The organism is Exiguobacterium sp. s150, assembly GCF_018618435.1.
GTDB lineage: Bacteria > Bacillota > Bacilli > Exiguobacteriales > Exiguobacteriaceae > Exiguobacterium > Exiguobacterium alkaliphilum.
The window spans coordinates 1-24,406 of the sequence record NZ_JACSMC010000031.1 but is presented as its reverse complement, the minus strand read 5'-3'; the positions used below and the strand labels follow the sequence as shown (position 1 = coordinate 24,406).

At 54.2% G+C, this 24,406-nt stretch carries 24 protein-coding genes; 12 read left to right on the top strand and 12 right to left on the bottom strand.

Going from position 1 to position 24,406, the window contains the following annotated elements; genetic code table 11:
• Window positions 1-112: 112 nt before the first annotated feature.
• Window positions 113-676: a TetR/AcrR family transcriptional regulator gene (locus KNP76_RS12825; RefSeq protein WP_214844754.1), complete on the top strand. Its 564-nt coding sequence runs from the start codon at window positions 113-115 to the stop codon at window positions 674-676.
• A gap of 30 nt (window positions 677-706) precedes the next feature.
• Window positions 707-3,856: an efflux RND transporter permease subunit gene (locus tag KNP76_RS12820; protein WP_214844753.1), complete on the top strand. Its 3,150-nt coding sequence runs from the start codon at window positions 707-709 to the stop codon at window positions 3,854-3,856.
• 47 nt (window positions 3,857-3,903) lie between these two features.
• Here the strand turns inward: KNP76_RS12820 and KNP76_RS12815 are convergent, their stop codons facing one another.
• Window positions 3,904-4,641: a YwqG family protein gene (locus KNP76_RS12815; RefSeq protein ID WP_214844752.1), complete on the bottom strand. Its 738-nt coding sequence runs from the start codon at window positions 4,639-4,641 to the stop codon at window positions 3,904-3,906.
• Window positions 4,642-4,792: 151 nt separating this feature from the next.
• Between KNP76_RS12815 and KNP76_RS12810 the strand changes: the two genes are divergently transcribed.
• From KNP76_RS12810 to KNP76_RS12790, 5 genes are all read left to right on the top strand, one after another.
• Entirely contained in the window at window positions 4,793-5,149 is a 357-nt protein-coding gene (locus KNP76_RS12810) for a CidA/LrgA family protein (RefSeq protein ID WP_214844751.1), read from the top strand.
• The gene (locus KNP76_RS12805) at window positions 5,146-5,820 is read left to right on the top strand and encodes an LrgB family protein (protein WP_034816843.1); all 675 of its coding nucleotides are present in this window, start codon (window positions 5,146-5,148) and stop codon (window positions 5,818-5,820) included. The genes KNP76_RS12810 and KNP76_RS12805 overlap by 4 nt, the downstream gene beginning before the upstream one ends.
• A 97-nt stretch (window positions 5,821-5,917) precedes the next feature.
• Window positions 5,918-7,156: a peptidase T gene (gene pepT / locus KNP76_RS12800; protein WP_214844750.1), complete on the top strand. Its 1,239-nt coding sequence runs from the start codon at window positions 5,918-5,920 to the stop codon at window positions 7,154-7,156.
• Window positions 7,157-7,211: 55 nt separating this feature from the next.
• Window positions 7,212-7,658, top strand: coding sequence for an SACOL1771 family peroxiredoxin (locus tag KNP76_RS12795; RefSeq protein ID WP_214844749.1), 447 nt, complete (start codon window positions 7,212-7,214; stop codon window positions 7,656-7,658).
• Complete coding sequence (locus KNP76_RS12790; RefSeq protein ID WP_029333854.1) at window positions 7,658-8,374, top strand: DNA/RNA nuclease SfsA; 717 nt, start codon at window positions 7,658-7,660, stop codon at window positions 8,372-8,374. The genes KNP76_RS12795 and KNP76_RS12790 overlap by 1 nt, the downstream gene beginning before the upstream one ends.
• A gap of 25 nt (window positions 8,375-8,399) precedes the next feature.
• Here the strand turns inward: KNP76_RS12790 and KNP76_RS12785 are convergent, their stop codons facing one another.
• Complete coding sequence (locus tag KNP76_RS12785; RefSeq protein ID WP_214844748.1) at window positions 8,400-9,011, bottom strand: stage II sporulation protein M; 612 nt, start codon at window positions 9,009-9,011, stop codon at window positions 8,400-8,402.
• 132 nt (window positions 9,012-9,143) lie between these two features.
• Here KNP76_RS12785 and KNP76_RS12780 point away from each other — a divergent pair, with 132 nt between their 5' ends.
• Window positions 9,144-10,769, top strand: a complete 1,626-nt coding sequence (locus KNP76_RS12780) for an ABC-F family ATP-binding cassette domain-containing protein (protein WP_214844747.1) — start codon at window positions 9,144-9,146, stop codon at window positions 10,767-10,769.
• A gap of 33 nt (window positions 10,770-10,802) precedes the next feature.
• Here the strand turns inward: KNP76_RS12780 and KNP76_RS12775 are convergent, their stop codons facing one another.
• The gene (locus tag KNP76_RS12775) at window positions 10,803-11,549 is read right to left on the bottom strand and encodes a FixH family protein (RefSeq protein WP_214844746.1); all 747 of its coding nucleotides are present in this window, start codon (window positions 11,547-11,549) and stop codon (window positions 10,803-10,805) included.
• Window positions 11,550-11,866: 317 nt separating this feature from the next.
• On the opposite strand from KNP76_RS12775, the gene KNP76_RS12770 reads away from it, so the two are divergent.
• The gene (locus KNP76_RS12770) at window positions 11,867-13,024 is read left to right on the top strand and encodes a LysM peptidoglycan-binding domain-containing protein (RefSeq protein WP_371816246.1); all 1,158 of its coding nucleotides are present in this window, start codon (window positions 11,867-11,869) and stop codon (window positions 13,022-13,024) included.
• Between the two features lie 43 nt (window positions 13,025-13,067).
• On the opposite strand, the gene aceA is transcribed toward KNP76_RS12770, so the two are convergent.
• The 3 genes from aceA to KNP76_RS12755 all read right to left on the bottom strand — a co-directional run bounded on the left by aceA (window position 13,068) and on the right by KNP76_RS12755 (window position 16,890).
• On the bottom strand, window positions 13,068-14,342 hold the full coding sequence (aceA, locus tag KNP76_RS12765) for an isocitrate lyase (RefSeq protein ID WP_214844745.1): 1,275 nt from the start codon (window positions 14,340-14,342) through the stop codon (window positions 13,068-13,070).
• Window positions 14,343-14,410: 68 nt separating this feature from the next.
• Window positions 14,411-14,707, bottom strand: a complete 297-nt coding sequence (locus tag KNP76_RS12760) for a hypothetical protein (protein WP_034816850.1) — start codon at window positions 14,705-14,707, stop codon at window positions 14,411-14,413.
• Complete coding sequence (locus KNP76_RS12755) at window positions 14,704-16,890, bottom strand: malate synthase G (protein WP_214844744.1); 2,187 nt, start codon at window positions 16,888-16,890, stop codon at window positions 14,704-14,706. The genes KNP76_RS12760 and KNP76_RS12755 overlap by 4 nt, the downstream gene beginning before the upstream one ends.
• Window positions 16,891-17,069: 179 nt before the next feature.
• On the opposite strand from KNP76_RS12755, the gene KNP76_RS12750 reads away from it, so the two are divergent.
• Both KNP76_RS12750 and KNP76_RS12745 read left to right on the top strand, forming a co-directional pair.
• Window positions 17,070-17,516 (top strand): MarR family winged helix-turn-helix transcriptional regulator, encoded by a 447-nt coding sequence (locus KNP76_RS12750; protein WP_211780129.1) that lies wholly within the window; start codon window positions 17,070-17,072, stop codon window positions 17,514-17,516.
• A complete protein-coding gene (locus KNP76_RS12745) occupies window positions 17,513-18,148 on the top strand; it encodes a nitroreductase family protein (RefSeq protein WP_211780130.1) in 636 nt (211 codons plus the stop codon). Before KNP76_RS12750 ends, KNP76_RS12745 begins: the two co-directional genes overlap by 4 nt.
• 38 nt (window positions 18,149-18,186) lie before the next feature.
• Here KNP76_RS12745 and KNP76_RS12740 read toward each other — a convergent pair whose 3' ends face one another.
• Genes KNP76_RS12740 through KNP76_RS12725 form a run of 4 tightly spaced genes read right to left on the bottom strand, consistent with a single transcriptional unit; the run spans window position 18,187 to window position 21,152 of the window.
• On the bottom strand, window positions 18,187-18,849 hold the full coding sequence (locus KNP76_RS12740) for an NAD(P)H-dependent oxidoreductase (RefSeq protein ID WP_211780131.1): 663 nt from the start codon (window positions 18,847-18,849) through the stop codon (window positions 18,187-18,189).
• A gap of 16 nt (window positions 18,850-18,865) precedes the next feature.
• The gene (locus KNP76_RS12735) at window positions 18,866-19,477 is read right to left on the bottom strand and encodes a class I SAM-dependent methyltransferase (RefSeq protein ID WP_211780132.1); all 612 of its coding nucleotides are present in this window, start codon (window positions 19,475-19,477) and stop codon (window positions 18,866-18,868) included.
• Complete coding sequence (locus tag KNP76_RS12730) at window positions 19,477-20,481, bottom strand: ABC transporter permease (protein WP_214844743.1); 1,005 nt, start codon at window positions 20,479-20,481, stop codon at window positions 19,477-19,479. The genes KNP76_RS12735 and KNP76_RS12730 overlap by 1 nt, the downstream gene beginning before the upstream one ends.
• Window positions 20,478-21,152, bottom strand: coding sequence for an ABC transporter ATP-binding protein (locus KNP76_RS12725; RefSeq protein WP_152545897.1), 675 nt, complete (start codon window positions 21,150-21,152; stop codon window positions 20,478-20,480). Before KNP76_RS12725 ends, KNP76_RS12730 begins: the two co-directional genes overlap by 4 nt.
• Before the next feature lie 112 nt (window positions 21,153-21,264).
• On the opposite strand from KNP76_RS12725, the gene KNP76_RS12720 reads away from it, so the two are divergent.
• On the top strand, window positions 21,265-22,137 hold the full coding sequence (locus KNP76_RS12720) for an ROK family protein (RefSeq protein ID WP_214844742.1): 873 nt from the start codon (window positions 21,265-21,267) through the stop codon (window positions 22,135-22,137).
• A 36-nt stretch (window positions 22,138-22,173) separates the two neighbouring features.
• Here KNP76_RS12720 and KNP76_RS12715 read toward each other — a convergent pair whose 3' ends face one another.
• Together KNP76_RS12715 and KNP76_RS12710 are read right to left on the bottom strand one after the other, a co-directional pair.
• Window positions 22,174-22,668, bottom strand: coding sequence for a hypothetical protein (locus KNP76_RS12715; protein ID WP_034808044.1), 495 nt, complete (start codon window positions 22,666-22,668; stop codon window positions 22,174-22,176).
• Window positions 22,665-24,182: a GGDEF domain-containing protein gene (locus KNP76_RS12710; protein WP_214844741.1), complete on the bottom strand. Its 1,518-nt coding sequence runs from the start codon at window positions 24,180-24,182 to the stop codon at window positions 22,665-22,667. The genes KNP76_RS12715 and KNP76_RS12710 overlap by 4 nt, the downstream gene beginning before the upstream one ends.
• Between the last annotated feature and the right edge of the window lie 224 nt (window positions 24,183-24,406).

Below are 24,406 nucleotides of genomic sequence, written 5' to 3'. Positions count from 1 at the left end.
TATATGTATAAGCGAACAGTTTTGAAACCATCATTTCTTGACTTCAAAATGATGCACGCCCTATAGTGAAGAGGAAACAAACCGTCCGGTCGGTACAGAAAGGAGGAATAGGATGACGAACCGATCCAATGCAACGAAACAAAAATTACTTGATGCCGCGACCGAGATCATCATGGACCACGGCGTCCATCAATTGACATTAGATGAAGTCGCGAAGACGGCTGGCGTGTCAAAAGGTGGCCTACTCTATCATTATCCATCAAAAGAAGCATTACTCACCGCCATCGTCGAACGACTTCAAACTGAACAAAACGACTTGTACGAATCGCTGCAACGAGACGGATACGGACAAGTCGAGGCGTTTGTCCGTTTATTTGATGAGACAAGACTGTATCCGGAGCGCTCACCGCTTGAAATCGACGCCGAGAAGATGATTGCCTTCTTGACGCTCTTCGCCGTGGAACAAGATTACGCCGAGCGCTGGAAAAACGACCTCGATACGTTTTTTAAACAGTTTCAACAGACGAAAGATCCCGTCGAGACGATGATTATCCGTTATGCGCTCGAAGGAATGATGATGTCTGAACATTTCAACGTCGGCGTTCCGCCTACAGAACTAAAGCAACAAATCATCGCCCGCTTGATTGAGCGAGCCCGCACCATCGACACCACCTAACAATTCGCACATAGAGGAGAATACACTACCATGCAAAAGATCACGTCCTTCTCCGTCAACAACAAGTTCGCAGTCTGGTTGATGACGATTATTTTGACGGCCGCCGGAATTTTCGCTGGCCTCACGATGAAGCTTGAAACGTTACCGGACATCACGACACCGACCGTCTCGGTGACGACAATTTATCCGGGCGCTTCTCCTGAGCAAGTGCTCGATGAAGTGAGCACCGTGCTCGAAGATCGACTAAAAAGCTTGAACGGAGTTGAACAAGTCCGCTCGAGCTCATTCCAAAACGCGTCGAACATTCAAATCGACTATGATTTTAGTACCGACATGGAAGCGGCCGAGCAGCAAGTCAAAGACGCGCTCAGTAACGTCGACTTGCCGGAATCGGTCCAAGACCCGCAAGTGTCGCGGCTCAGTTTTGATGCGTTCCCGGTCATCGGGGCCGCGGTCTCGGATGAGAGCCTCGATTTGGCTGAATTGACGAAGCTCGTCGAGGAGGAGTTGCAACCGGCTCTCGAAGGGGTCGAAGGCGCGCAGTTCGTCCAAATCGCCGGCCAAGAGATTCGTCGCGTTGAACTCGAGTTCGATGCAGAAGCACTCGCCGAATACAACTTGACGGAAGACACGGTCAAGCAGTTAATTCAAGCGAACGATGCCCGCATCGCCCTCGGTCTCTACGAGCTCGGCGACACGGAGCAAGCGGTTGTCATCGATGGGAAGTCTGAGACGCTTGAAGCGTTCCGCGACTTACAAATCCCGTACTCACCGGCCGAATCACCGCAGGCACCAGGCGCGCCAAGTGACCTTCCGACCGGGGAGACACCGCAACTGCCGGCTGACTTGCCGACAGACGTCCCGACGGATCTCCCGGCCAACGTACCGACGACGGTCCCGACGGTCGCCTTGAGCGAACTCGCGACCATCGAAGACCGCGGTATCGAAGAGTCGATTTCGCGCTCGAACGGTGAACGGTCGATTGGCGTCCAAGTGACGAAGACGCAAGACGCGAACACGGTCGACGTCGTCAACGCCGTCAAAGACATCCTCGATGATTTCGAGGCAGAATACGACACGGCCAACGTCTCTATCACGCTCGACCAAGGACAACCAATCGAGGAGTCGGTCGAGACGATGGTATCGAAAGCGTTACTCGGCGGATTGTTCGCCATCATCATCATTCTCGTGTTCCTCCGTAACGTCCGCTCGACGATTATCGCGGTCATCTCGATCCCGCTCTCGCTCCTCATGGCGCTCATCGTCTTGAAGCAACTCGACATCACGCTCAATATCATGACGCTCGGTGCGATGACGGTCGCCATCGGTCGTGTCGTCGATGACTCCATCGTCGTCATCGAGAACATCTATCGCCGCCTCACGCGTCCGAACGAGCCGTTACGCGGCAAAGAACTCATCATCGCCTCGACGAAAGAAGTGTTCATCCCGATCGCTTCGTCGACGATCGTAACGATTGCCGTCTTCTTGCCGCTCGGTTTCGTGACCGGCTTTGTCGGCGAGTTGTTCTTGCCGTTCGCATTGACCGTCGTCTTCGCCCTGCTCGCTTCACTCCTTGTCGCCATTACGGTCGTCCCGATGATGGCCGACTCGTTCTTTAAAAACCGTGACAAGTTGAAGCCAGAAGAAGGCCCAGGCAAACTCGCCGAATGGTACCGTAGCGTCCTCGACTGGTCACTCAACCATAAGCTCGTCGTCTTCGGACTCGCGACACTCCTCTTGGTCGGTAGCTTCGCGCTCGTTCCGGCCATCGGTGTCAACTTCTTGAACCAAGACTCGGAGAAGACATTGTTCGTCACGTTCGACCCAGAACCAGGCCAGACGCTTGACGATTCGATTGCCGCAGCCGAAGTTGCAGAAGCATATTTCATGGATGAACAGCCGAACGCGACCGACGTGCAGTTCACGGTCGGCGGCGAAAACCCGCTCAACCCGGGCAATAACAAGCAAGGGATTTTCATCGTACAATATGATCCGGCCACAGAAGATTTCGCTGATGTCAAACTTGCCGATATTGAACGTTTGAACGAACTCGCCCCGGCCGGTGAGTGGAAAGAGCAAGACTTCACAGGTGGCGGCGCGACGAGCGGGGTGACGTACAACGTCTATGCCAACTCGCTCGAAGACCTCGAGGCCATCGTCCCGACGTTCGTCGAGACGATTGAGCAAGAGACCGAATACGTCCGTCAAGCCACGTCAGACTTACGTGAATCATATATGCAATATACGTTCAACGTCGACCAACAAGCTGCGGCTGAAGCCGGTGTCTCGACGTTCCAAATCGCGCAGACAATCGGTCAGTTCCAAGCTCAAGAAAGCCCGCTCGCCAGTGTGACGGTCGATGACAAACAACTCGACGTCATCATCCCGACCGAACAAGTCACGTATGACAGCATCGAAGATTTACAAGCGCAAGACATCACGACCCCGTTCGGTCCACGTCCAATCTCGGACTTCATTGAAGTCGAAGAAGGAACGACACCGGACACGCTCGTCCAACGCGACGGGAAACTGCTCGCACGTGTCAACGTCGAGCTCAGTACGGACAAAGCGACGGAAGCGTCGGCTGCCATCGAAGAACGGGTAGCGGACATCGATCTTCCAAGCGGTGTATCGTATGACGTCGGTGGGGTAACGGAACAGATTCAAGAGTCGTTCACGCAGCTCGGCCTCGCGATGCTCGCAGCCGTTGCCATCGTGTACTTGGTGCTCGTCATCACGTTCGGCGGCGCCGTCACACCGTTCGTCGTCTTGTTCTCGCTTCCGTACTCCATCATCGGAGGGCTGGTCGCGTTGCTCGTGACGGGTGAGACGATTTCCGTCTCGGCACTCATCGGTGCACTCATGCTGATTGGAATCGTCGTCACGAACGCCATCGTCTTGATTGACCGCGTGCTTCACAAAGAAGCGGAAGGCTTGTCGACGCGTGAGGCGCTCCTTGAAGCGGCCGGCACACGTCTTCGTCCGATCCTCATGACGGCGCTCGCGACGATTGGGGCGCTTTCCCCACTCGCCCTCGGGCTCGAGGGTGGCGCACTCATCTCGAAAGGGCTCGGTGTGACCGTCATCGGTGGACTCACAAGTTCGACGCTGTTGACGCTTCTCATCGTCCCAATCGTGTATGAGTTCTTCGCACGGTTCCGTAAGACAAAACAAGTTTAACCAAAAAGAGAGTCGACCCGATGTTGGGGTCGACTCTCTTTTGGCGTTCAGTAGCATTGCATGATAATTTCCGCTTCTTCGAAATGTTTGGCTCGGAGCGCTTCGGTCGGGATGAGGAAGTAAAGGATGCCGGCATCACCGAACATGATGTCGAGCTCTTCTGTCGAGTCCATTTGAAAGAGTAGGAACGGATTGGAGAAGCGTTCGCCGTGCGTGTCCTCAATCTCTTCGAACACGTCGTTTTGGACCGCATCCGGATGTCCGCCGATCGCATGCACTTCGCCTTCATCGAACAGTTCTTCCATCGCGACGAAATCGTCCTCCGTCATGAGTTCGAGCAACGAATCGACAATCGGGGCATAGCTCTCCTCGAACACGACGGCACGTTCGTTGAGCGCCTCACCGATTCGAACACGCTCGAGCGTCGTCTCACTCGTGTAGACAACGCGCCACAAATGTCGTTCGTCCGCATCGCCCCATGGCTGTTCGTCCAAATCGTAAAAGAAAGACAACAACCCTTCTTTCGGGAGCGGCTCGACCGATTCGCATCCAGCGAAATCGCTCAACCGGAACTGGGCCAAGAACGTCAAATTCTCCCCTGGATAATGTGCCGGACTCGGCAAATCCGGATAGCCCCCAAATTTAGAGTGTCCGATTGCGACTTCTTCCCGTGACGTCCGTGGGACAAGCTTCAAATGGATGCGTTGCTTGAACGCTTCCAAAATTTCGTTTCCATGTTCAAGCTCGCGTGATTCAATCAACCGCTTTACCGATTGTAGTTCCATCTCGCCACCTCATTCGTATAAGATGAATATAGTGTACCACACCGAACGTATGTACCCCTCATCTTTTTTTGACTAGCCTTTATCTTGACCAAGGCGTGAAAACTTGAGAAAATGCATACGTTTTGAATGGAATCGCGAAAGGATGTCAGTTATGCAACTTTTTATCAAATGGATGATCGGCCTTTCGCTCTTGTTCGGGCTGAGTTGGCTCGGCAATTGGATCGTCGCGACACTCGCGTGGGACGTACCCGGAAACGTCATCGGGATGGTGCTCCTTCTCGTCCTCCTGTTGACGAAGGTGATTCGCGTCGAATGGATTGAGGACAGTGCCGGCTTTTTGACGAGGCACCTCGCCTTCTTCTTCATCCCGATCGCGGTCGGTCTCATGTCGTATGGCGGACTCTTGAAAGCCGAAGGTGTCCCGCTCTTCCTCGCATTGTTAACGAGCCTCGCGGTCGGTTTGACCGTCACCGCCTTGATTGCCGGGAGACGAGGTGATGCGTCATGACGCTCGTCTGGATTGCTATCACCATCGGCGTCTATGTGATCAGCCGAAAGCTGTCATTTAAATGGGCCTCACCGTTCACGAACGTCGTCTTCTTAAGCACTACAATTTTGATTGTGACGCTTCTTTTATCCGGTCAATCGTATGACGTGTATGAACCGGCGAAAGACGTCATCACCATCCTGCTCGGCCCGGCGACCGTCGCGCTCGGCCTGCCGCTCTATCGCAACTTGCCGACACTGCTCGCTCGGGCAAGACGTGCACTCGGTGCCATCGTCATCGGGACGCTCTCGACCATCGTCGTCGCCGTCTTACTCGGAAGCGTACTGAAACTGACCGATCACGTATTGATCGCCTTGTCGGTCAAATCAGTCACGTCCCCAATCGCCCTCGAATTGGCACGGCAGCTACAAGGTGACGCAGCGCTCGCCGCCTCAGTCGCGGTCGCATGCGGCATTCTCGGCGCGATGCTCGGTCCGTTTGTTTTGAACACGTTCGGTGTGACCGACCCGTTCACGCGCGGCCTCGCGCTCGGGACGATCAGTCACGGTATCGGGACGGCCCAAGCCGCAACAGAGCATCCACTCTCCGGTGCGACAGGTGGGGCTGCGATGGGCTTAGCGGCCATCTTCACGTCGTTTTTGCTTCCATATTTGCTTCCATTCCTCATTTAACAATGCGAGGACCGTTTTCAAACAATTTTGATACTTCCTCAACCGCCTCCCGTGCTACACTTAAACGGATGAGAAACGATTTGGGGAGGTATTTTTTATGCAATCAAAATTAATCGAACGACTGATGACATACGCCAAAATTGACACGCAATCGGACTTCACGAGTGAAACGACACCGTCGACCGCCAAGCAATGGGATTTGATTCGTCATCTCGAAGCCGAGTTAAAGACGCTCGGACTTGAAGATGTGGCGACGGACGAGTACGGTTACTTGTTCGCGACGCTTCCGAGTAACGTTGACTTTGCCGTGCCGACGATCGGCCTACTCGCCCACGTCGACACGGCGACGGACTTCACCGGGACGAACGTCAAGCCGCAGCTCGTCGAGCATTACGCAGGGGGCGATATCGTCTTGAACGAATCGCTCGGTGTCGTCTTGTCACCGAAAGACTTCCCCGAGCTTGACGGGTACGTCGGACATACGCTCATGACGACCGACGGAACGACCCTCCTAGGTGCCGATGACAAAGCGGGCATCGCTGAGATCGTCACCGCGGTCGAGTATTTACTCGCCCACCCGGAGATTCCTCACGGACCGGTCCGCATCGCCTTCACACCGGACGAAGAAATCGGACGTGGCCCGCACAAATTCGATGTCGAGCGCTTCAACGCCGACTTCGCCTACACGATGGACGGCGGTCCACTCGGCGAACTGCAGTACGAGAGCTTCAACGCAGCCGGTGCGACCGTGACGTTCCACGGAACGAACGTCCACCCAGGCAGCGCGAAGAACAAGATGGTCAACTCGATGAAGCTGGCGATGGCATTCCATAACCGCCTCCCGGCCGACGAAGCACCGGAGCACACGAGCGAGTATGAAGGCTTCTTCCACTTGAACGGGTTCTCGGGCGATGTCGAGACGACGACGCTCCAGTACATCATCCGCGACCACGACAAAGCGAAATTCGAGGCACGCAAAGTGTTGCTTGAGAAGCTTGTCGCGGAATGGAAGCAGAAATACGGTGAAGCGCGCATTGACTTGAAGATGGACGATCAATATTACAACATGGCCGAAAAGATCGTCCCGGTGAAACACATCGTCGACACGGTCGCGGACGTCATGCGTGACCTTGGCATTGAACCGAAAATCGAACCGATTCGCGGCGGAACGGACGGTTCGCAACTGTCTTACATGGGCCTTCCGACGCCGAACATCTTCACAGGCGGTGAGAACTATCATGGGAAGTTCGAGTACATTTCCGTCAACAACATGGAAAAAGCGACACACGTCATCATCGAAACGCTCCGCACATTCGCCGAGCGGGCTCGAGCATAATTTATGCGCCTCCACTGATTCTCTTCTACACTAGAGACATTGGAGGCGATTTTTTATGAAGCATACCTTTCACATGAACCTCGACTGGACCGGTGGACGAAACGACGTCGGGACAATTGAGGCGGAACGACTGAAGACACAGATTTCGATTCCCCCGGAAATGGACGGCCCCGGCATCGGGACGAACCCGGACGAGATGCTGCTCGGAGCGGCGGCGACGTGTTACATCATCACGCTCGCGGCGATGCTCGGCCGAAGTGAGTTGACGCATCAAGGCATCACGATTGATGCTGAAGGCATCGTCGACGTGACGAACGGCGTGTTCACGTATGAGACGATTCGATACGCGACGCGCATCCTGATGCCCCAGACAGCGACCGACCGCGACATCTCGCTCGTGGAACGCATCGCGAAAAAGGCGAAGGACGGGTGCATGATTTCTCGTGCTTTGGCCGGAAATGTCACGTTCGAGCTTTCGACGACGGTCACGCGCGTCGACTGATGTCCCAATTCGAACAACCGTTACGCGAAGGGACAATCGTCAAGCGACGCAATCGGTTCGTCATGGACGTGTTGCTTGATGATGAGGTCGTCGCCTGTCACTGTCCGGTCACAGGACGCATCGGCGACCTCGTCTTTCATGGGGTACCTTGCCTCGTCTCACCGGCAGACGGGACGAACCGCACGACCCGCTTCACGGTCGAGGCCATCTCGATCGACGATACGCAATGGATCGGCATTCATCAAGGTCGCGTCAACGACTGGGTCGCTCACTTGTTGAGCCTCAACGCCTTACCGGTCTTTTCATCTCCGGAACGCATCGAACGAGAACCCCTCGTCGCACGGTCGCGACTCGATTTCAAAGTTGACGGTCTCTATATGGAAGTAAAGATGCCGCTCACCGAACTATTCGTGACACCGCTCCCCCGCTTTGAACGACGTGCGGTGACGAGACCGGTCGAGACCGAACGGTTGATTCGTCATCTCGAGGCACTGATCGCAACGTTACCGGAAGCCGGTCGGGCCGTCTTGCTCTATGTCTTCTTGTACGACGCGCCCGTCTTCACGGGAAATCCGAACCGGAGACACGATGCCTTGATTCGCCAGTTGATACGTGAGGCGATTAGGAATGGGCTTGAAGTGTGGCAGGTGAACGGTCGCGTCTCTCCTGATGGCATCACGCTGCTCCGCTGTTTCGAGACGACGGCGTCACAATAAAAACAGCCATCACACGATGGCTATTTCACTGTAATAAGAGCGGCGTGACGTACGCTTCGATGACAGCCGAGATGGCGAGTAGCGGGACGACGATGAAAAGAAACATCTTCACCCCGACGAAAAAGAGCGCTTTTAACGTGACGTCCGTCTCTTTCCCCCGCATCCTGTGCCAAATATGTCGGTTGAGCGACAACCCCATCGCCGCACCGAGCAGGATGGCCGAAATCTCCGTGATGCCGTGCGGCAAGATGCCGAGCGCGATCACTTTCATGACCGATTCGCCGGCAAAGTCGACGATCATGGCGACGAGGCCGATGATGGCCGCGTTGACGACGATGAACACATACGGGATGAACAATGGGATCATCCCAAGTAAAAAGGCGAGTAGTGCGACGCGCGTGTTGTTCACGAAGAGGGCGATCATCGTATCAAACGCACTCGTATCGAACGTCAGTCCACGCGACTCGAACATATCGCCAATCTGAGTCAAGATTTCTTCGATTTGCTCACTCGTGACGAACGAGCGGAAGATGAAGTAAGACGCGATGCTCGTCACGATGAAAAGGACGAGCAGGCGAAAAAAGTCTTTCCGATAATGGTTGTTCCACGCTTCACGAAGCGAGATTGATGTTTTCATGGTCATTCCCCCTATAGCAAGGTATACGAATTGCGTCAACTTTTGTTTCATATTTACCCATCACTGCGCGTTTTCAAAAAACGTGATACAATACACGTCGTAAACTAATCAGAAAAACGAGGGATCCTATACATGATTACAGTAAATAACGTAAGTCTCCAATTCGGTGGACGCAAGTTATTCGAAGACGTGAACATCAAGTTCACACCAGGCAACTGTTACGGATTGATCGGCGCGAACGGTGCCGGAAAATCAACATTCTTAAAAATTCTTGCCGGCGAGCAAGAGACGACAACAGGTGACGTCAGCTTCTCACCAGGCGAACGCCTCGCCGTCCTCAAACAGGACCATTACGCGTATGAAGACCAAGCTGTTCTCGAGACGGTCATCATGGGCCACGAGCGTTTGTATCAAGTCATGAAAGAGAAAGACGCCATCTATATGAAGGAAGATTTCTCTGACGAAGACGGCATGCGTGCAGCCGAACTCGAAGGCGAATTCGCCGAGATGAACGGTTGGGAAGCTGAATCAGAAGCTGCGATGGTCCTTCAAGGACTCGGCATCACGGACGCGTCCCACCACAAGCTCATGAGCGAGCTCACAGGTGGCGAGAAAGTCAAAGTCCTCCTTGCGCAAGCACTCTTTGGCAAACCTGACATTCTTCTCCTCGATGAGCCGACGAACGGTCTTGACCTCAAGGCGATCCAATGGCTCGAAGAGTTCTTGATCAACTTCGAGAACACGGTCATCGTCGTATCCCACGACCGTCACTTCTTGAACAAAGTGTGTACACACATGGCCGACCTCGATTTCGGGAAAATCCAGTTGTACGTCGGAAACTACGATTTCTGGTACGAGTCGAGCCAACTCGCTTCACGCATGGCCAACGACCAGAACAAGAAAAAAGAAGAAAAGATCAAAGAGCTTCAAAACTTCATCGCCCGTTTCAGCTCGAACGCCTCGAAGGCGCGTCAAGCGACGTCGCGTAAGAAGTTGCTCGATAAAATCACGCTCGACGATATCCGTCCGTCATCACGTCGCTACCCGTTCGTCGGGTTCTCGATGGAACGTGAAATCGGGAACGACGTGCTCTACGTCGACAACGTCTCGAAGACGATTGACGGTGTGAAAGTACTTGACAACGTCACGTTCTCATTGAACAAGACGGACAAAGTCGCATTCGTCGGCCGTTCGGACGTCGCCATCACGACGCTCTTCAAAATCATCATGGGTGAGATGGAGCCAGACACAGGTACGGTCAAATGGGGCGTGACGACGACACAGTCGTACTTCCCGAAAGACAACTCAGAATACTTCGAAGGCTCGGATAAGAGCATCTTGGATTGGTTACGCCAATTCTCACCAGCAGACGAGTCGGACACGTTCCTTCGCGGCTTCCTCGGACGCATGCTCTTCTCAGGCGAAGAAGTCATGAAGAAAGCATCGGTCCTCTCAGGGGGCGAGAAAGTGCGCTGCATGCTCTCGAAAATGATGCTCTCAAATTCGAACGTCCTCGTCCTTGACGATCCGACGAACCACTTGGACCTCGAGTCGATCACAGCGCTCAACAACGGCCTCGAGTCGTTCAAAGGCGTGCTCCTCTTCAGCTCGCATGACCATCAGCTCATCTCGACGATTGCGACGCGCATCATCGAAGTGACGCCGAACGGGATTGTCGACAAGGAAGCGACGTACGATGAGTTCCTCGAGAACGAATCGCTGCAACAGCAAGTCGAGTCACTCTATCAGAACGCATAAGAAAAATCGATCGGCCGCGGCCGATCGATTTTTTTATTTGACCTCGATGGTCTCCATGATGTGTTCATGGATGTCATGTCCTTTCGTCACATGGACTTGGACGTTGTATGGGCCCACCTCGGTGAACGTGTGCTCCCCTGTGTACACACCGTCCGCTTCCTCAAGTTTCACCCATTCATGCTTTTCAGCCCCGTCTTTGAATACCTCGAGTTGGACGTCAGCCCCTGTCAGCATCTCGTGATCAATCTCCACGTTCACGTTGAACGGTTGCGGTTCGTTCACCGTCGCTTGTTTCGGTTCAAGCACAATCTCAGCGCCGGCGTGGTGATGATGATCGCTCGTTTCTTCGGCTTCAGCCGCCGTTTCCGGATGACCGACCGTCACGTTCGTCGTCGGCATCGTGTGCATCGACCGCGCCGTCACATGGACTTGCACCGTATAGACCGCTTCGTCAGCGAACGTCGTCTCGACTTCGTATACCCCGTCTTCCGTCAGGGATGCCTTCATCATCTCGCTGTCTTCTTTCGCCCCGTTCTTCCATACCTCGAATTTGATTTCGTCGGCATCGTCGACCGCCTCGCCGTCTTGCGTGACACGAACCGACAAGGTGACGGTTTCTTCCTTGTCCGCTGTCGCCGGTACGTTCAATTCGGCTTCAACAGGCTCCATGGATTGAACGGTTTCAGATGCGTGATCTACCTCTTCCGTCCCACAAGCCCCGAGCATCAAAACACCAGCAAGACCAGTCGCTAAACTCAGTTTCATCATTGTCCGTTTCATCATACATCCCCCTATTTAACCGCTTACATGGTTCACACTTTGTTCATGATACCATCCTTTTTCAGGAAAGGTGTGAGGATTGTGTGATATTTGCGACGTCCTCCGCTCATAAATTACACACATATTTTGAGAGATGGACGCCAAAAATTCCTTTGTCTAAATTTAGGTTTTTTGATGGAATCATCTGAAATGGGGTATATAAAATATATATACAGCTCAATATTTGGAAAGCCTTGACACCAAGATACATACACCATGAATGGAGGCGAAGGAAAATGAAGAGCAGGATCGTACGTGTACTCATGGCCTTGTTGATCATGCTGGCACCGTTAGTCACTTATCCAAAATCGGCGGATGCCGCCGCTTCGAAATTCATCACGAGCGTGAATACCACCAGTAAAGTCGTGGCGTTGACGTTTGACGACGGGGCGGATGGCGCGAACACGAACAAGATTTTGGACATACTTGCCAAGAACAACGTCAAAGCCACTTTCTTCTTGACTGGATCGGGCGCCAACCACCATCCCCAATACATTAAAAACATCGCAGCCAAAGGTCACCAACTCGGTAACCATTCCTACACCCATCCGGACTTCACAAAATTGACCGCCACCCAAATGAAGTCGGAACTCGACCGGACAGAAGCGCTCGTCAAATCCATTACCGGCAAGACGACGAAACCGATCTTCCGAGCCCCGTTCGGCGCCGTCAATAGCGCTGTCTTGAACGGAGTCGGTGCTGCCGGCTACGGTTACACGATTCAATGGAACATCGACACAATCGACTGGAAAGGGCTCACCGCCAGTCAAATCAATACGAAAGTCCAAACGAACATCAAACCTGGCTCAATCGTCTTGATGCACACAGGCGCCGGCGCACCGGGTACACCACTCGCCTTGCCGACGATGATCTCGCAATTGAAAGCGAAAGGGTACAAGTTCGTCACCGTCTCTCAACTACTCGCTTATCAAAACACATCGACTAGCAAAACGTATACCGTCAAATCGGGGGATACCCTCTATAGCATCGCCCGGGCTTACGGTGTCACCGTCTCTGCCCTCGCTGCCGTGAACAACATTACAAATTACAACTTGATTTCAGTCGGACAAGTACTCGTCATTCCGAGTACGACCATCACACCTCCACCAACGACCACAGTCAAATATACTGTCAAGTCGGGCGATACGCTCTATAAAATTGCGACGATGTATAATACGACCGTCGCAAAGATTGCCGCTGCCAATAACATCACGAATGTCAATTCGATTTACGTCGGACAAGTGCTCGTCATCCCGGGTACGACCGTCACACCTCCACCACCGACGACCACAGTCAAATACACCGTCAAGTCGGGTGATACGCTTTATAAGATCGCAACAGCCTATAACACGACCGTCGCCAAGATTGCCGCTGCCAACAACATCACGAATGTCAATTTAATCAGTGTCGGACAAGTGCTCACGATTCCTCGTTAACTACAAAAAGATGGCGCCCGTCGCGGCGCCATCTTTTTTAATGTCATTTCACCTCAAACTGTTCGGCCTCGGTCGAGCCGGCGAGTGCCGTCGTTGACGACTCCCCGCCCGAGATGACAAGCGACACTTCGTCGAAGTAACCGGTCCCGACTTCGCGTTGGTGACGCGTCGCCGTGTAGCCATGCTGTTCAGCACTGAACTCCGCTTGTTGCAACTCGGAGTAGGCAGCCATACCGCGGTCCTTATATCCGCGCGCGAGCTCGAACATGCCGAAGTTGAGCGAGTGGAAGCCGGCGAGCGTGACGAACTGGAACTTGTAGCCCATCGCCCCGATTTCTTGTTGGAACGTGGCGATCTCGTCATCCGACAGCTTCTTCTTCCAGTTGAACGAAGGCGAGCAGTTGTAGGCGAGCAGTTTTCCCGGATACTTGGCGTGAATCGCGTCCGCGAATTGGCGCGCTTCGTCCAAATCTGGCTCCGACGTCTCGCACCAGACGAGGTCGGCGTACGGGGCGTAGGCGAGACCGCGGGCGATGGCTTGTTCGATGCCCGCTTCGGTCCGATAGAATCCTTCCGGTGTCCGGTCACCGACGATGAACGGGTGGTCGACCGGATCGATATCACTCGTGATCAAGTTCGCCGCATGTGCATCTGTCCGGGCGACGATAATTGTCGACACACCCATGACGTCGGCCGCAAGCCGTGCCGCAATCAAGTTCTTCACGGCCGTCTGTGTCGGCAGCAACACTTTTCCGCCCAGGTGTCCGCACTTCTTCTCCGAAGACAGTTGGTCTTCGAGGTGGACACCGGCCGCTCCCGCCTCAATCATCGCTTTCGTCAGTTCAAAAACGTTCAACACGCCGCCGAACCCGGCTTCCATATCGGCGACGATTGGCGCGAACCAATGTGTATCGCCTTTCCCTTCTGCCGTTTGAATTTGGTCGGCACGCTGAAGCGCCTGATTGATTCGTTTGACGACGCTCGGTACCGAGTTGGCCGGATACAGGCTTTGGTCTGGATACATATGCCCGGAAAGGTTCGCGTCGGCAGCGACTTGCCAGCCGCTTAAGTAAATCGCTTCTAATCCGGCTTTCACTTGTTGAATCGCTTGATTCCCTGTCAAAGCGCCAAGGGCATGCACGTAATCGCGCTCATGGAGCAGTTCCCATAAACGTTCCGCTCCTTTTGTCGCGAGGGTGTGTTCAATCAACACTGACCCTCGCAGCTTCATGACGTCATCGACGCTATAGGGGCGTTCGACTCCTTCAAACCGTTCTGACTGAAAAATCCCTTCAAGTTGCATCCGCTGTTCATTCATATTTCCATTCCTCCTGTTTTATATTAGTTGTTTTTATTATCATTTGTTATATAACAGATAGTGCGCGCTTAATCCAAATAAGCACAACATTCGAGCGCCGCTTTGAACGTCGAATGTTCCATCCCGCAACAGCGGCAGACGTTCTCCTCGTCCCGCTCCTCTGGCTTTCGGAAGACGACAACCTCCTCGACCGGTTCCCTCATGATTTGGAGTGAGCCGTCTGTGCGATCGAGGATGAGGCGCATCAAATCATTGCCATAGACGAAAGCCGTATTGGCGAGCGTCGCGGTCGATTCTCCCGAGACGATGCGGCGGACGACCCAGCGTTCAATCAATTGTTCACTTTCAAGTTTTTTCGTTGTCATGATGATGCTCCTCCTTTTACATTTTCCAGTGTCGACTGTTCGATGAATTCACGACGGCGCCGATGTAAGATCGGCTCCGTATACCCGCTCGGCGAATCCTTACCTTGGAACACCAAGTCTCTCGCGGCCTGATAGGCAAGCGAGCGTTCCACGTCAGGCGTCATCGGACGATAATGCGGATCTCCCGCATTTTGCGCGTCGACGACCTCGGCCATACGCCGGAGCGTCGCTTCGACTTGTTCTTTCGTACAGACACCGTGGTACAGCCAATTGGCTACGTGTTGGCTCGAGATGCGAAGCGTCGCCCGGTCTTCCATCAACCCAATATGATGAATGTCCGGCACTTTGGAGCAACCGACCCCTTGTTCGACCCAGCGGACGACGTAACCGAGCAATCCTTGTAAGTTGTTTTCGAGTTCCTCGTTCACTTCTTCTGCCGCATATACGTCCGTCGCCAACGGGATCTCGAGGAGACGGCGCTGTTCACGCGCTGTGTCGAACGGTGCGTCCAATAGCTCACGTTGGACACCGGATGCATCGACTTGATGGTAATGGAGCGCATGTAGTGTCGCCGCTGTCGGTGACGGCACCCAGGCTGTCGTGGCGCCTGACTGCACATGATTGACCTTGTCCCGCATCATGTCTTTCATCTGGTCCGGCATCGCCCACATCCCTTTGCCGATTTGGCCGCGGCGGTGAAAACCTGCTCCAAGTCCGACGCGGACGTTCAAACGTTCGTAGGCGTCAAGCCACTCTGACGTCTTCATTTCACCTTTTCGGCGCATCGGTCCAAGCGTGAGCGACGTGTGAATCTCGTCCCCGGTCCGGTCGAGGAATCCGGTGTTGATGAAGACAATACGTCCTTTCACACGCTCAATACAATTCTTCAAGTTGAGCGACGTCCGCCGCTCCTCATCCATCACCCCGACCTTGATCGTTTGGCGCGGCACATCAATCAAGTCCTCGATTGCATCGAACAGGTCGTTCGTGAAGGCGACTTCTTTCGACCCGTGCATCTTCGGTTTGACGATATAGATTGAGCGTTCACGAGAATTTCGGTTCGCATCCAAGTGACGGCTTGCGATCAAGGCGGTGAATATGCCGTCCACGATCCCCTCGGGCACTTCACGCCCTTCTCCGTCCAGAATCAAATCTGTCGTCATCAAATGACCGACGTTTCGAATAAAGAGTAAGGCTCGTCCTGGCAACACGACTTCGCGTCCGTCCGTCCCGACATAATACCGGTCGGGGTTCAACGTCCTCGTGAGCGCGCGGTCCCCTTTTTTGAACGTCGCTTCGAGCGTGCCGTCCATCAATCCGAGCCAGTTTTCGTAAAGGTGAACTTTGTCTTCAGCCCGGACGGCTGCGACCGAGTCCTCGCAGTCGACAATCGCCGATAGTGCCGATTCGAGTTCAATGTCGACGAGCCCTGCCGGATCGCTTTTTCCGACCGGATGATGGCGATTGAATCTCAGCTCGGCATGGAGGCCGTTATGGACGAGCAGCAGACGGTCCGGAGACTCCGGAGCGCCGGTGTAGCCGACGAAACAGTCTTGTCGGAACGGAACCCGTTTCCCGTTCAAGACGGCATAAGCGGCATCACCCTCGACGCTGTATCCTTCCGCCTCACGATGCGTCCCTTCTCGGAGCGGGAACGTATCGTCGAGAAACTGTTTGGCGTAGGCGATGACGGCCGCGCCTCTAATCGGGTTATAACCCCTCGTCTTTTTACCGTCCGACTCATCAATCACGTCCGTTCCGTATAAGGCGTCATAGAGACTTCCCCACCTTGCGTTGGCCGCGTTCAAGGCGTAGCGCGCATTGTCGAGCGGGACAACGAGTTGCGGTCCGGCTTGTTGTGTGATCTCCAAGTCGACGTTCGAAACGTCGATTTGAAAGTCTGGGACGACCGGCTCGATGTAACCGATCGATTGAAGGAAACGTTCGTACTCGTTCACATCGAAATTGTGTTTGTGGTCGCTGTACCAATCCTGTAACAGTCGCTCAAACGATTCACGTTCATGGAGCAGCGCCTCATTTCGAGGAATGAATTCGTCGAGTATGCGCTCGACCCCTTGCCAAAATTGCTGGCGCGTGGCCGCTTCCGGCAATACACGAGCCGAAACGAAGTCGAGCAGCTTCCGATGTACGCGATAAGTTCCTAGTTGCTTATACTGTTCCAAGCCTTCACATCCTCTCGCATTTATTGTTATATATCAGTTGACTTTAATATAGACTATTATATAACAGTTTGGCAACAGGTTTTTCAAAACTTTTTATTTGAAATATGTAGGCGAAGGCGGTAGCATTCATTGTGTGACCTATCAATGATTGATGCATCAATGACCAAGGAGGACTGCCGATGCGCGATTCCTGTTCGCTCAGCGACGAGATCCTCTACCAAATCATGACGATTCAAAAAGAATTCGGCCAAGTGTTCGATACCGAAATGGACGGGCTGAGCTTGACTCGATTCGATTTATTGAGCAACCTTTATCACATCGGTCCGCTCAAACAACGCGAGCTGCAACAACGGGTCGACGTCGACCACGCAGCCGTCACACGGCACTTGAAGCAACTCGAGGCAGACGGCCTCATCCGGCGTGACCGTTGCCTGAAAGACAACCGTGTCATCTACGTCGAATTGACGGAACTCGGCCACGAACAAATCGCACATTGGACCGAGCAAAAGAAGTGCTTATCGAATCGACTTTTTGTAAACATGAAGGTAGAAGATCAACACCGCCTACTCGACCACTTAAATACATTACAAACAAACATTCAACATGAAAGGAAGACGTTACTATGAACACAACGACCGAGAAAGACTTTATGGAGATCGTGAAAGGGCGCCGCTCGATTCGCGTCTACGATGAGAACGTCAAAATCTCGAAAGACGAGATGACGCAAATCTTGGAGGAGGCGACAACGGCTCCGTCTTCACTTAACCTACAACCGTGGCGCTTCGTCGTCATCGATAGCGCAGAAGGCAAAGACACGCTCCTCCCACTCGCAAGCTTCAACAAGCGCCAAGTCGAGACGTCTGCGGCCGTCATCGCCATCTTCGCCGATTATCAAATGGCCGACTACACGGAAGAGATTTTTGACACGGCCGTCGAACGTGGCCTCATGCCGCCGGAAGTACGCGACCGTCAAGTCGACATGATTAAAGGCATCTACAAAGACGCACCAAAAGAGGCAATCAAGGACAGCATCTTACTCGACTCCGGCCTCGTCGCGATGCAGCTCATGCTCGTCGCCCGGGCCCACGGCTACGACACGAACCCAATCGGTGGCTACGACAAGAAGAATATCGCCGAGGCGTTCGGTCTCGAGAAAGAGCGTTACCTCCCGGTCATGCTCATCTCAATCGGAAAAGCCGCGGAAGACGGCTACCAATCGGTCCGCTTCCCAATCGACCGCATCACCGACTGGAAATAAGCAAAGGCTCAATCGCTTCGAGGCGATTGAGCCTTTTTTCATCCGATGTATTTGACGACCTCGTTGAAGTCGCGGCGTGTCTTCGGTGCGAAGTCACGGGCACGATGTCCGAACGCGACCATGACCGAGAGGGACCAGGCGCCCCGTTCCATGACACCTTCTGTGACTAACAACTCGTCCATCTCGGCCTGATTGAACCCTTCGATCGGGCATGAGTCGACGCCGATTTGGGCAGCGGCCGTCATCATGTTGCCGAGCGGGATGTACGTCTGGCGTTTAATCCACTCTTGGAATACACGCGCATCGTCGAGGAGACGATAGTCGTTTTCTTGGAACGCCTGCACGCGCTGAATGCGTTGCGCATACTCCTCCTCCGTCCGCCCTTGGACGTCCGTGACGATGTGACGGATGTAGTCCGAGTCGTGGCGCATCGCTTCAGGCGTCCGCGCCAAGATTAAGACGAAATGACTCGCCGTGAGCGCTTGTCCTTGTGCGCCCCAAGCGTGCTGTTTAATCTTTTGCAGCAAGTCTTCGCGGCGGACGACGACGAACTGCCACGGCTCGAAACCGAACGAGCTCGGCGACAGACGGCCCGTCTCTAAGATGAATTCAAAATCGTCTTCCTCGATTTTGCGGTCTGCATCAAACTCTTTCGTCGCTTGACGCCAACGATACGCTTCCAAAATCTCTTTCTTCTTCATCCGATTCACTCCTCAATCACCAAGATGATTCCATCATATCAAATCGATAGATGAGAAACCGCTCATGAAGATTTTTGAGTGGCAATCGCACGCCTTGCACGTATTGAAACGGTGTCTCATCATTTAAAAAATGCAAATACTCGTCTGCCGGGTAATACAAGATGAGATCAACCGGACGTGGCGATTGCTCGACTGACGCGATGATGTTCGAGACGACGTCACGGAACACGTTCACCGAGAACGGGTTGAAGAAGTAAAATCGGTTCGCCTCAGGCGGAATGATAAAGCGTTCGGCGTAGTCATGGATGAGCTGAACGCTGCCTCGAGTATGATGCTTTTTTGAATAGTTGATCCAGTTGTCAAGCGCCGCCTCATGGAAGCCGCCGTCCATCTCGACGCCGATAGCCCGGACACGGAACGTGTAAGCCAGATAAAACGGGAGCCGTCCTTTCCCGGAGCCGAAATCGACGACCGTGTCCGTCGCCGCGAGCGGATAGGCGTCCCGCAACAAGTCGAGCGCCTCGTACGGCGTCGGCTCATAGCGATGATATTCGACCGATGCGGGGAAGCCTTGTTGGGGTTTCGCCGTCTCGATTTGAAGCAAGCGTTCATATTGTTGTTCAGTCATCAGTCTGTCCTTCCTTGGGTCATGCGGAAGAACGGATGACGCTCCATCTCGTTTAAGAAGGCGTCCCGTTCTTGAATCCCGACGTACCCGATATATAACGGGATGAGCAACTTGAACCAGCTCGGCACGAGCAGAAACCCCGTGACCGCGAGCGGGATGAGCCGTAACCACAGATTACGGTGGCTCGGCGTGCGGATGTACAGCAAGAGCGCGAGCGTGCACCGAACGGACCCGAACCGATTCGGGGTAGGCCGATAGTACGGCCGCTTTCGCGTGTTCGGTTTCTCAAAGGCGCCTGACGTCGATAAGAGCGATCGGTCGAACGCTGTCCGGACACGCGCGGCATGCTCGACCTCGCGGCTGATGAACGGGTGGCGCGAGAGCCAGCCTTCTCCCGAAACAAGCGCCAAGGCGACACTGCCACTGCCGAGGACGACCGCAAGGAGCGGCATGTCTGCGAGGAGCGCGTACGTGCCCGAGAACGTGACGACCGGCACGAGGAGCCGGAGCGACCAATGGGTTCCCTTCATATCAAGCAGATAGCGCAGCCACATGTGCAGCCACGCAACGACGAAGAGCGCGAAACCGAACGCGACGAGCGACACGATCGACCATCCGTGAAGCTTAAGTACCGGTGCCATCAATCCGAGGACGAGCGTATACTTCATGCCCATACCGGCGAGATGATACCCGACCGAATACCGTTTCATGGCCGAGACCAAGTCACGGTTCGCGACTAAAGCGACGTCCGCTCGTTCGATCCATGCGAAGAAGTGATCGTGCAGCTGAATCAACAGGAGGCCGGCCGCCCATGCAAGCATCGGCACGTCCATGAGCCACGGATATGCGCTTTGCCACATCGCTACATATTGATAGCCGAGAAAGAACGTGAGCGGGATGCCCCCGTAAAGGACAATCGTCCAATCGAACAGTAACCGCCACGTCTTCCATCGTTTGGTCAAGTCGGTCCGGACACGCCGAACCCAGACGTCTCGAACCGTCATCGCATCACCACATCTTCCATCATCTCGAACAACGAGGCACCGTCCGTCCCGAGCTCCGCTCGAATCGCTTGTTTCGTCCCGCTCGCGAGCATGCGCCCGTTATCGATCCAGACGAAACGGTCGCACAATCGTTCGGCCGTGTCGAGCACGTGGGTGACGAGCAACACGCCCGTGCCGCGCCGACGCTCTTCTTCGAGCAGACGAAGCAACTGAATCGTCGTCGTCGCGTCGAGCCCGACGAACGGCTCGTCCACGAGCAAATAGCCCGCTTCTTGAATGAGCGCCAAGAGGATCATCGCCTTTTGCTTCATCCCTTTTGAAAACGAGGCGATGTAATCGTCTTGTACCGATTCAAGCCGAAACATTCGAAGGAGCATCGCCGTCCGCGTCTGATCTGACACGCCGCTCAGTTCGCTGACGAGGGCGATGTGTTCGGCGAGCGTCAAATAATCATAGTAGACCGGCTGTTCCGGAATGTAGGCGTAGCGACCGATGTCCACCGTCCCGCGCATCCATGGAATCGTCCCGGTCAGACAGGAGACCGTCGTACTCTTCCCGGCCCCGTTCGAACCAATCATCCCGACGATTTCCCCGGGCCGGACGTCGAACTTGATTTCTTCAATCACCGCTTGACGTGCCTCATACCCTGCTTGCTGAATGTGAACGTCCACCGAACTCCTCCCCATATCTTGAGATTCTATGTATTTTTCTTTATCTATCATACCATCCTCTGAAAATATGGCATAATAACGCTTGTCACCCCATGTAAAGGAGTAGAAAGCCATGCAACACTATTTAGCCATCGACATTGGTGGTACGAGCATCAAATACGGGATCGTCCACGCGGACGGTACCCTTCACGCGAGCGACCATGTCCCGACCCCAGCGACGTGGGACGCATTCCTCGAACAACTTGACGCCATCGTCAGCGAGATCAAGACGACACAAGCCATCGACGGACTCGCGATTAGCGCGCCCGGCGCGGTCGACTCTACAGCCGGTGTCATCCATGGGATCAGCGCAGTACAATACATCCATGACCGTCCATTCCTCGACGCCCTTCGGGAGCGCTACGTGTTACCGGTCACCGTCTTGAATGACGCCAACGCGGCCGCCCTCGCCGAAGGATGGACCGGAGCCGCCGCCTCGATCGAACGTTATGCGACAGTCGTGATTGGCACAGGCGTCGGTGGCGCGTTCGTCGACAAGCAGGCCGTCATGATTGGGTCCCACTTCCACGGAGGCGAGTTCGGCTACTGGATTCTCGACCCGTCGCTCCCTCATCCGGACGGGACGTGGAGCAAGATCGGGGCCACCGCCGCCCTCGTCCAACGCTGCAGCGACCGCCTCGGGCGACCGCTGTCTGGACAAGACATCTTTACGCTCCAAACCGACGCTGCCATTCAAGAAGAGTTGGAGCGTTTCTATCGTTGGAACGCGATTGGCCTATACAATATCCAATTCAGCCTCGACCCGGAACGCATCTTGATCGGAGGCGGCATCAGCCGTCGCCCGGAAGTTCGCGACGGGATCAAGCGACACCTCGATACATTGTGTGACGCGTTTGGGACGTTCCGAATCGACGTCGAGACGTGCGCGCACTTTAACGAGGCGAACTTGATCGGCGCGGCTCGGTTTCATATGTTGAACGTCTAAAAGGGTTTCGCTCACGCACTGTGAGCAAAACCCTTTTCATTGTGCAGCCCGGTCCTCATGAAGCTGTTGATACACTTCCTCACGAATCGCTTGCGCCGTCCGTTCATGAAGGATCATATGGGCCCGAATGATTCGATTCGTTCGTTCATCGATAATCCGTGTCTCCAAATACCGATCCAACAGCGGCAAGCTAAAGTCGTGGAGAGGCAAATACGCAACGGGAATCGTTTCATGCCCCGTCCGAATCGACACTTGGACACCATTCACTTCCGGAAAAAAGTACGACTCGTAATAAGGTTCGATGACCAATTCGTCAATCGAGGCGTCGCGTGCCGTCGGAATCGTCGTCGGCAAGGCGATGAAATACACCATTTGGTCGAACGAGAACGAGACGTCCTGTAAGGAGACGTTGAGACGGGCCGCTTCCCGTTTCGCGATCGAGCGTAAAATCAAACGATAGCAAGGTCGGCTCGTGAACAACAACGTCCCGACGAAGACGACCGCCATGACCATGACACTGAACTCATTCATAGCGGCACTCCTTCCCAGCGGCACACTTGATTTTTCCCACGTGACTTGGCCGCATAGAGCGCTTGGTCGGCGCATTCAATCAACTGCTCGCTCGTCTGGTGACGGAGCGTATGCTTCGAGGCGACCCCGAAACTGAGCGTCAACCGACCACCGGGCTGTGCTTCCCCGTACGTGAACGACGTCTTCAGCACCGCCGCCCGAATCGTTTCCGCCACGTTCGTCGCCTCGACTTCATCAAACTTCGGTAACAGGACGACGAACTCTTCGCCGCCGAACCGGTACGCCATCTGTTCATCCGGCACGCTACGGCGAATCACGCTCGCGAGGCGTGTCAACAGTTCGTTGCCCGCTAAGTGTCCGTTCGTATCGTTGTACTGTTTAAAGTGATCGATGTCCATGACGATTAACGATAGCTCCTCGTCCGCACATTCACGGAACAATACGTCCAAGTCTTGTTCGAACGAGCGATGGTTTTTCAAACGGGTCAGGCCGTCGCGCAAGGCGAGCGTCTCGATTCGTTGATAGAGCGTCGTCTGATGCAAGGCGAGCGATGCCTGTTCGGCGATGGGCCGGACGCCGTCAATCTTTTGCGGCGTAATCGGCTTCTTATTGACGACGTTATCGATCACGAGCAGTCCGTATGGAATGCCTTGATGGTGAAGCGGAAAAATCGTACACTCATCCATCTGTAGCTCCGCGTGCAACATCCGGAGCACCGGGTCGTCCGTGATGCTCGCATACACATGAATCGGTCGCCCTGTGTCGAGCGTCTGTCTGAACACGTGCTCGCCGTCGAACGGGATGCGCATCTTACGAATCCGTTCGTTCAACTGTTCGTCATGGCTCGTGCCCGTTTCCTTCTCGTCAATCAGGCTTTGAAGGTCGAAATGTTGGCGCGTGATCTCTTCCCAAATCTGAAACCCTTCCTCAGGGCTCATCGGTCCCGTCCCCATGACCCCATAAATGCTGTCTTTCTCAGGGTCGGCAAAAAAGATGATGGAGCGGTTGAACCCGAGACCATGCCCCGCCGTCACCGACGTCAAAATCGTCTGCAACAACCGGTCCAAATCAAGCGTATCTTGCATCGTGAAACTGACTTCCCGGAACACGTTCAACTGCCGGGAGCTCCCGGTCAGCATATGTAGCCGCTCCGACCGCTCCCGTTTCAGCTGCTTGATGTACCCGAATAAGAGGGCCGCCCCTAGACCGAAGAAAAAATAACTGAACAAGAGAGGGAACGACAGCATCCCCGATTGGCTATAGACGAGAAGCCAGCTCGTGACGATGGCCGCAAACATGCCTCTCCATTCAAAACAGACGAGACCTGTCACGATGAGGAGAAGTACCGACCAATGAAAGTCATAAAAATCAAACAAGACGCCATGCCAAATGACGATGAGACCGCTCGCCCCAACGAGCAACCAGCGATTCAACAACGGGGTCGTCAACAGACGCAGTACATTGATGACGATCGTGATGAAGACGATACCGCCAAGCCATATCCCGTATACCATCTTGTCCCCTCATTTCTCCAAATTGTTCTCTTCCTCCATTATAGAATGAATCGGGAGAGGTGGGACATCGTTTGCCCAATCACTGACCAAACTTTTAAGTTATTTGAAAGATTTTCCAATCTATTGCTTGTTCCCATTTTACAGATTATACGAGCAGGAAAGCCCATACCGGGCATAGCCCGCCTTTAGGCATGGGATGAACGTGAGTTCGGATGTGAAAAACA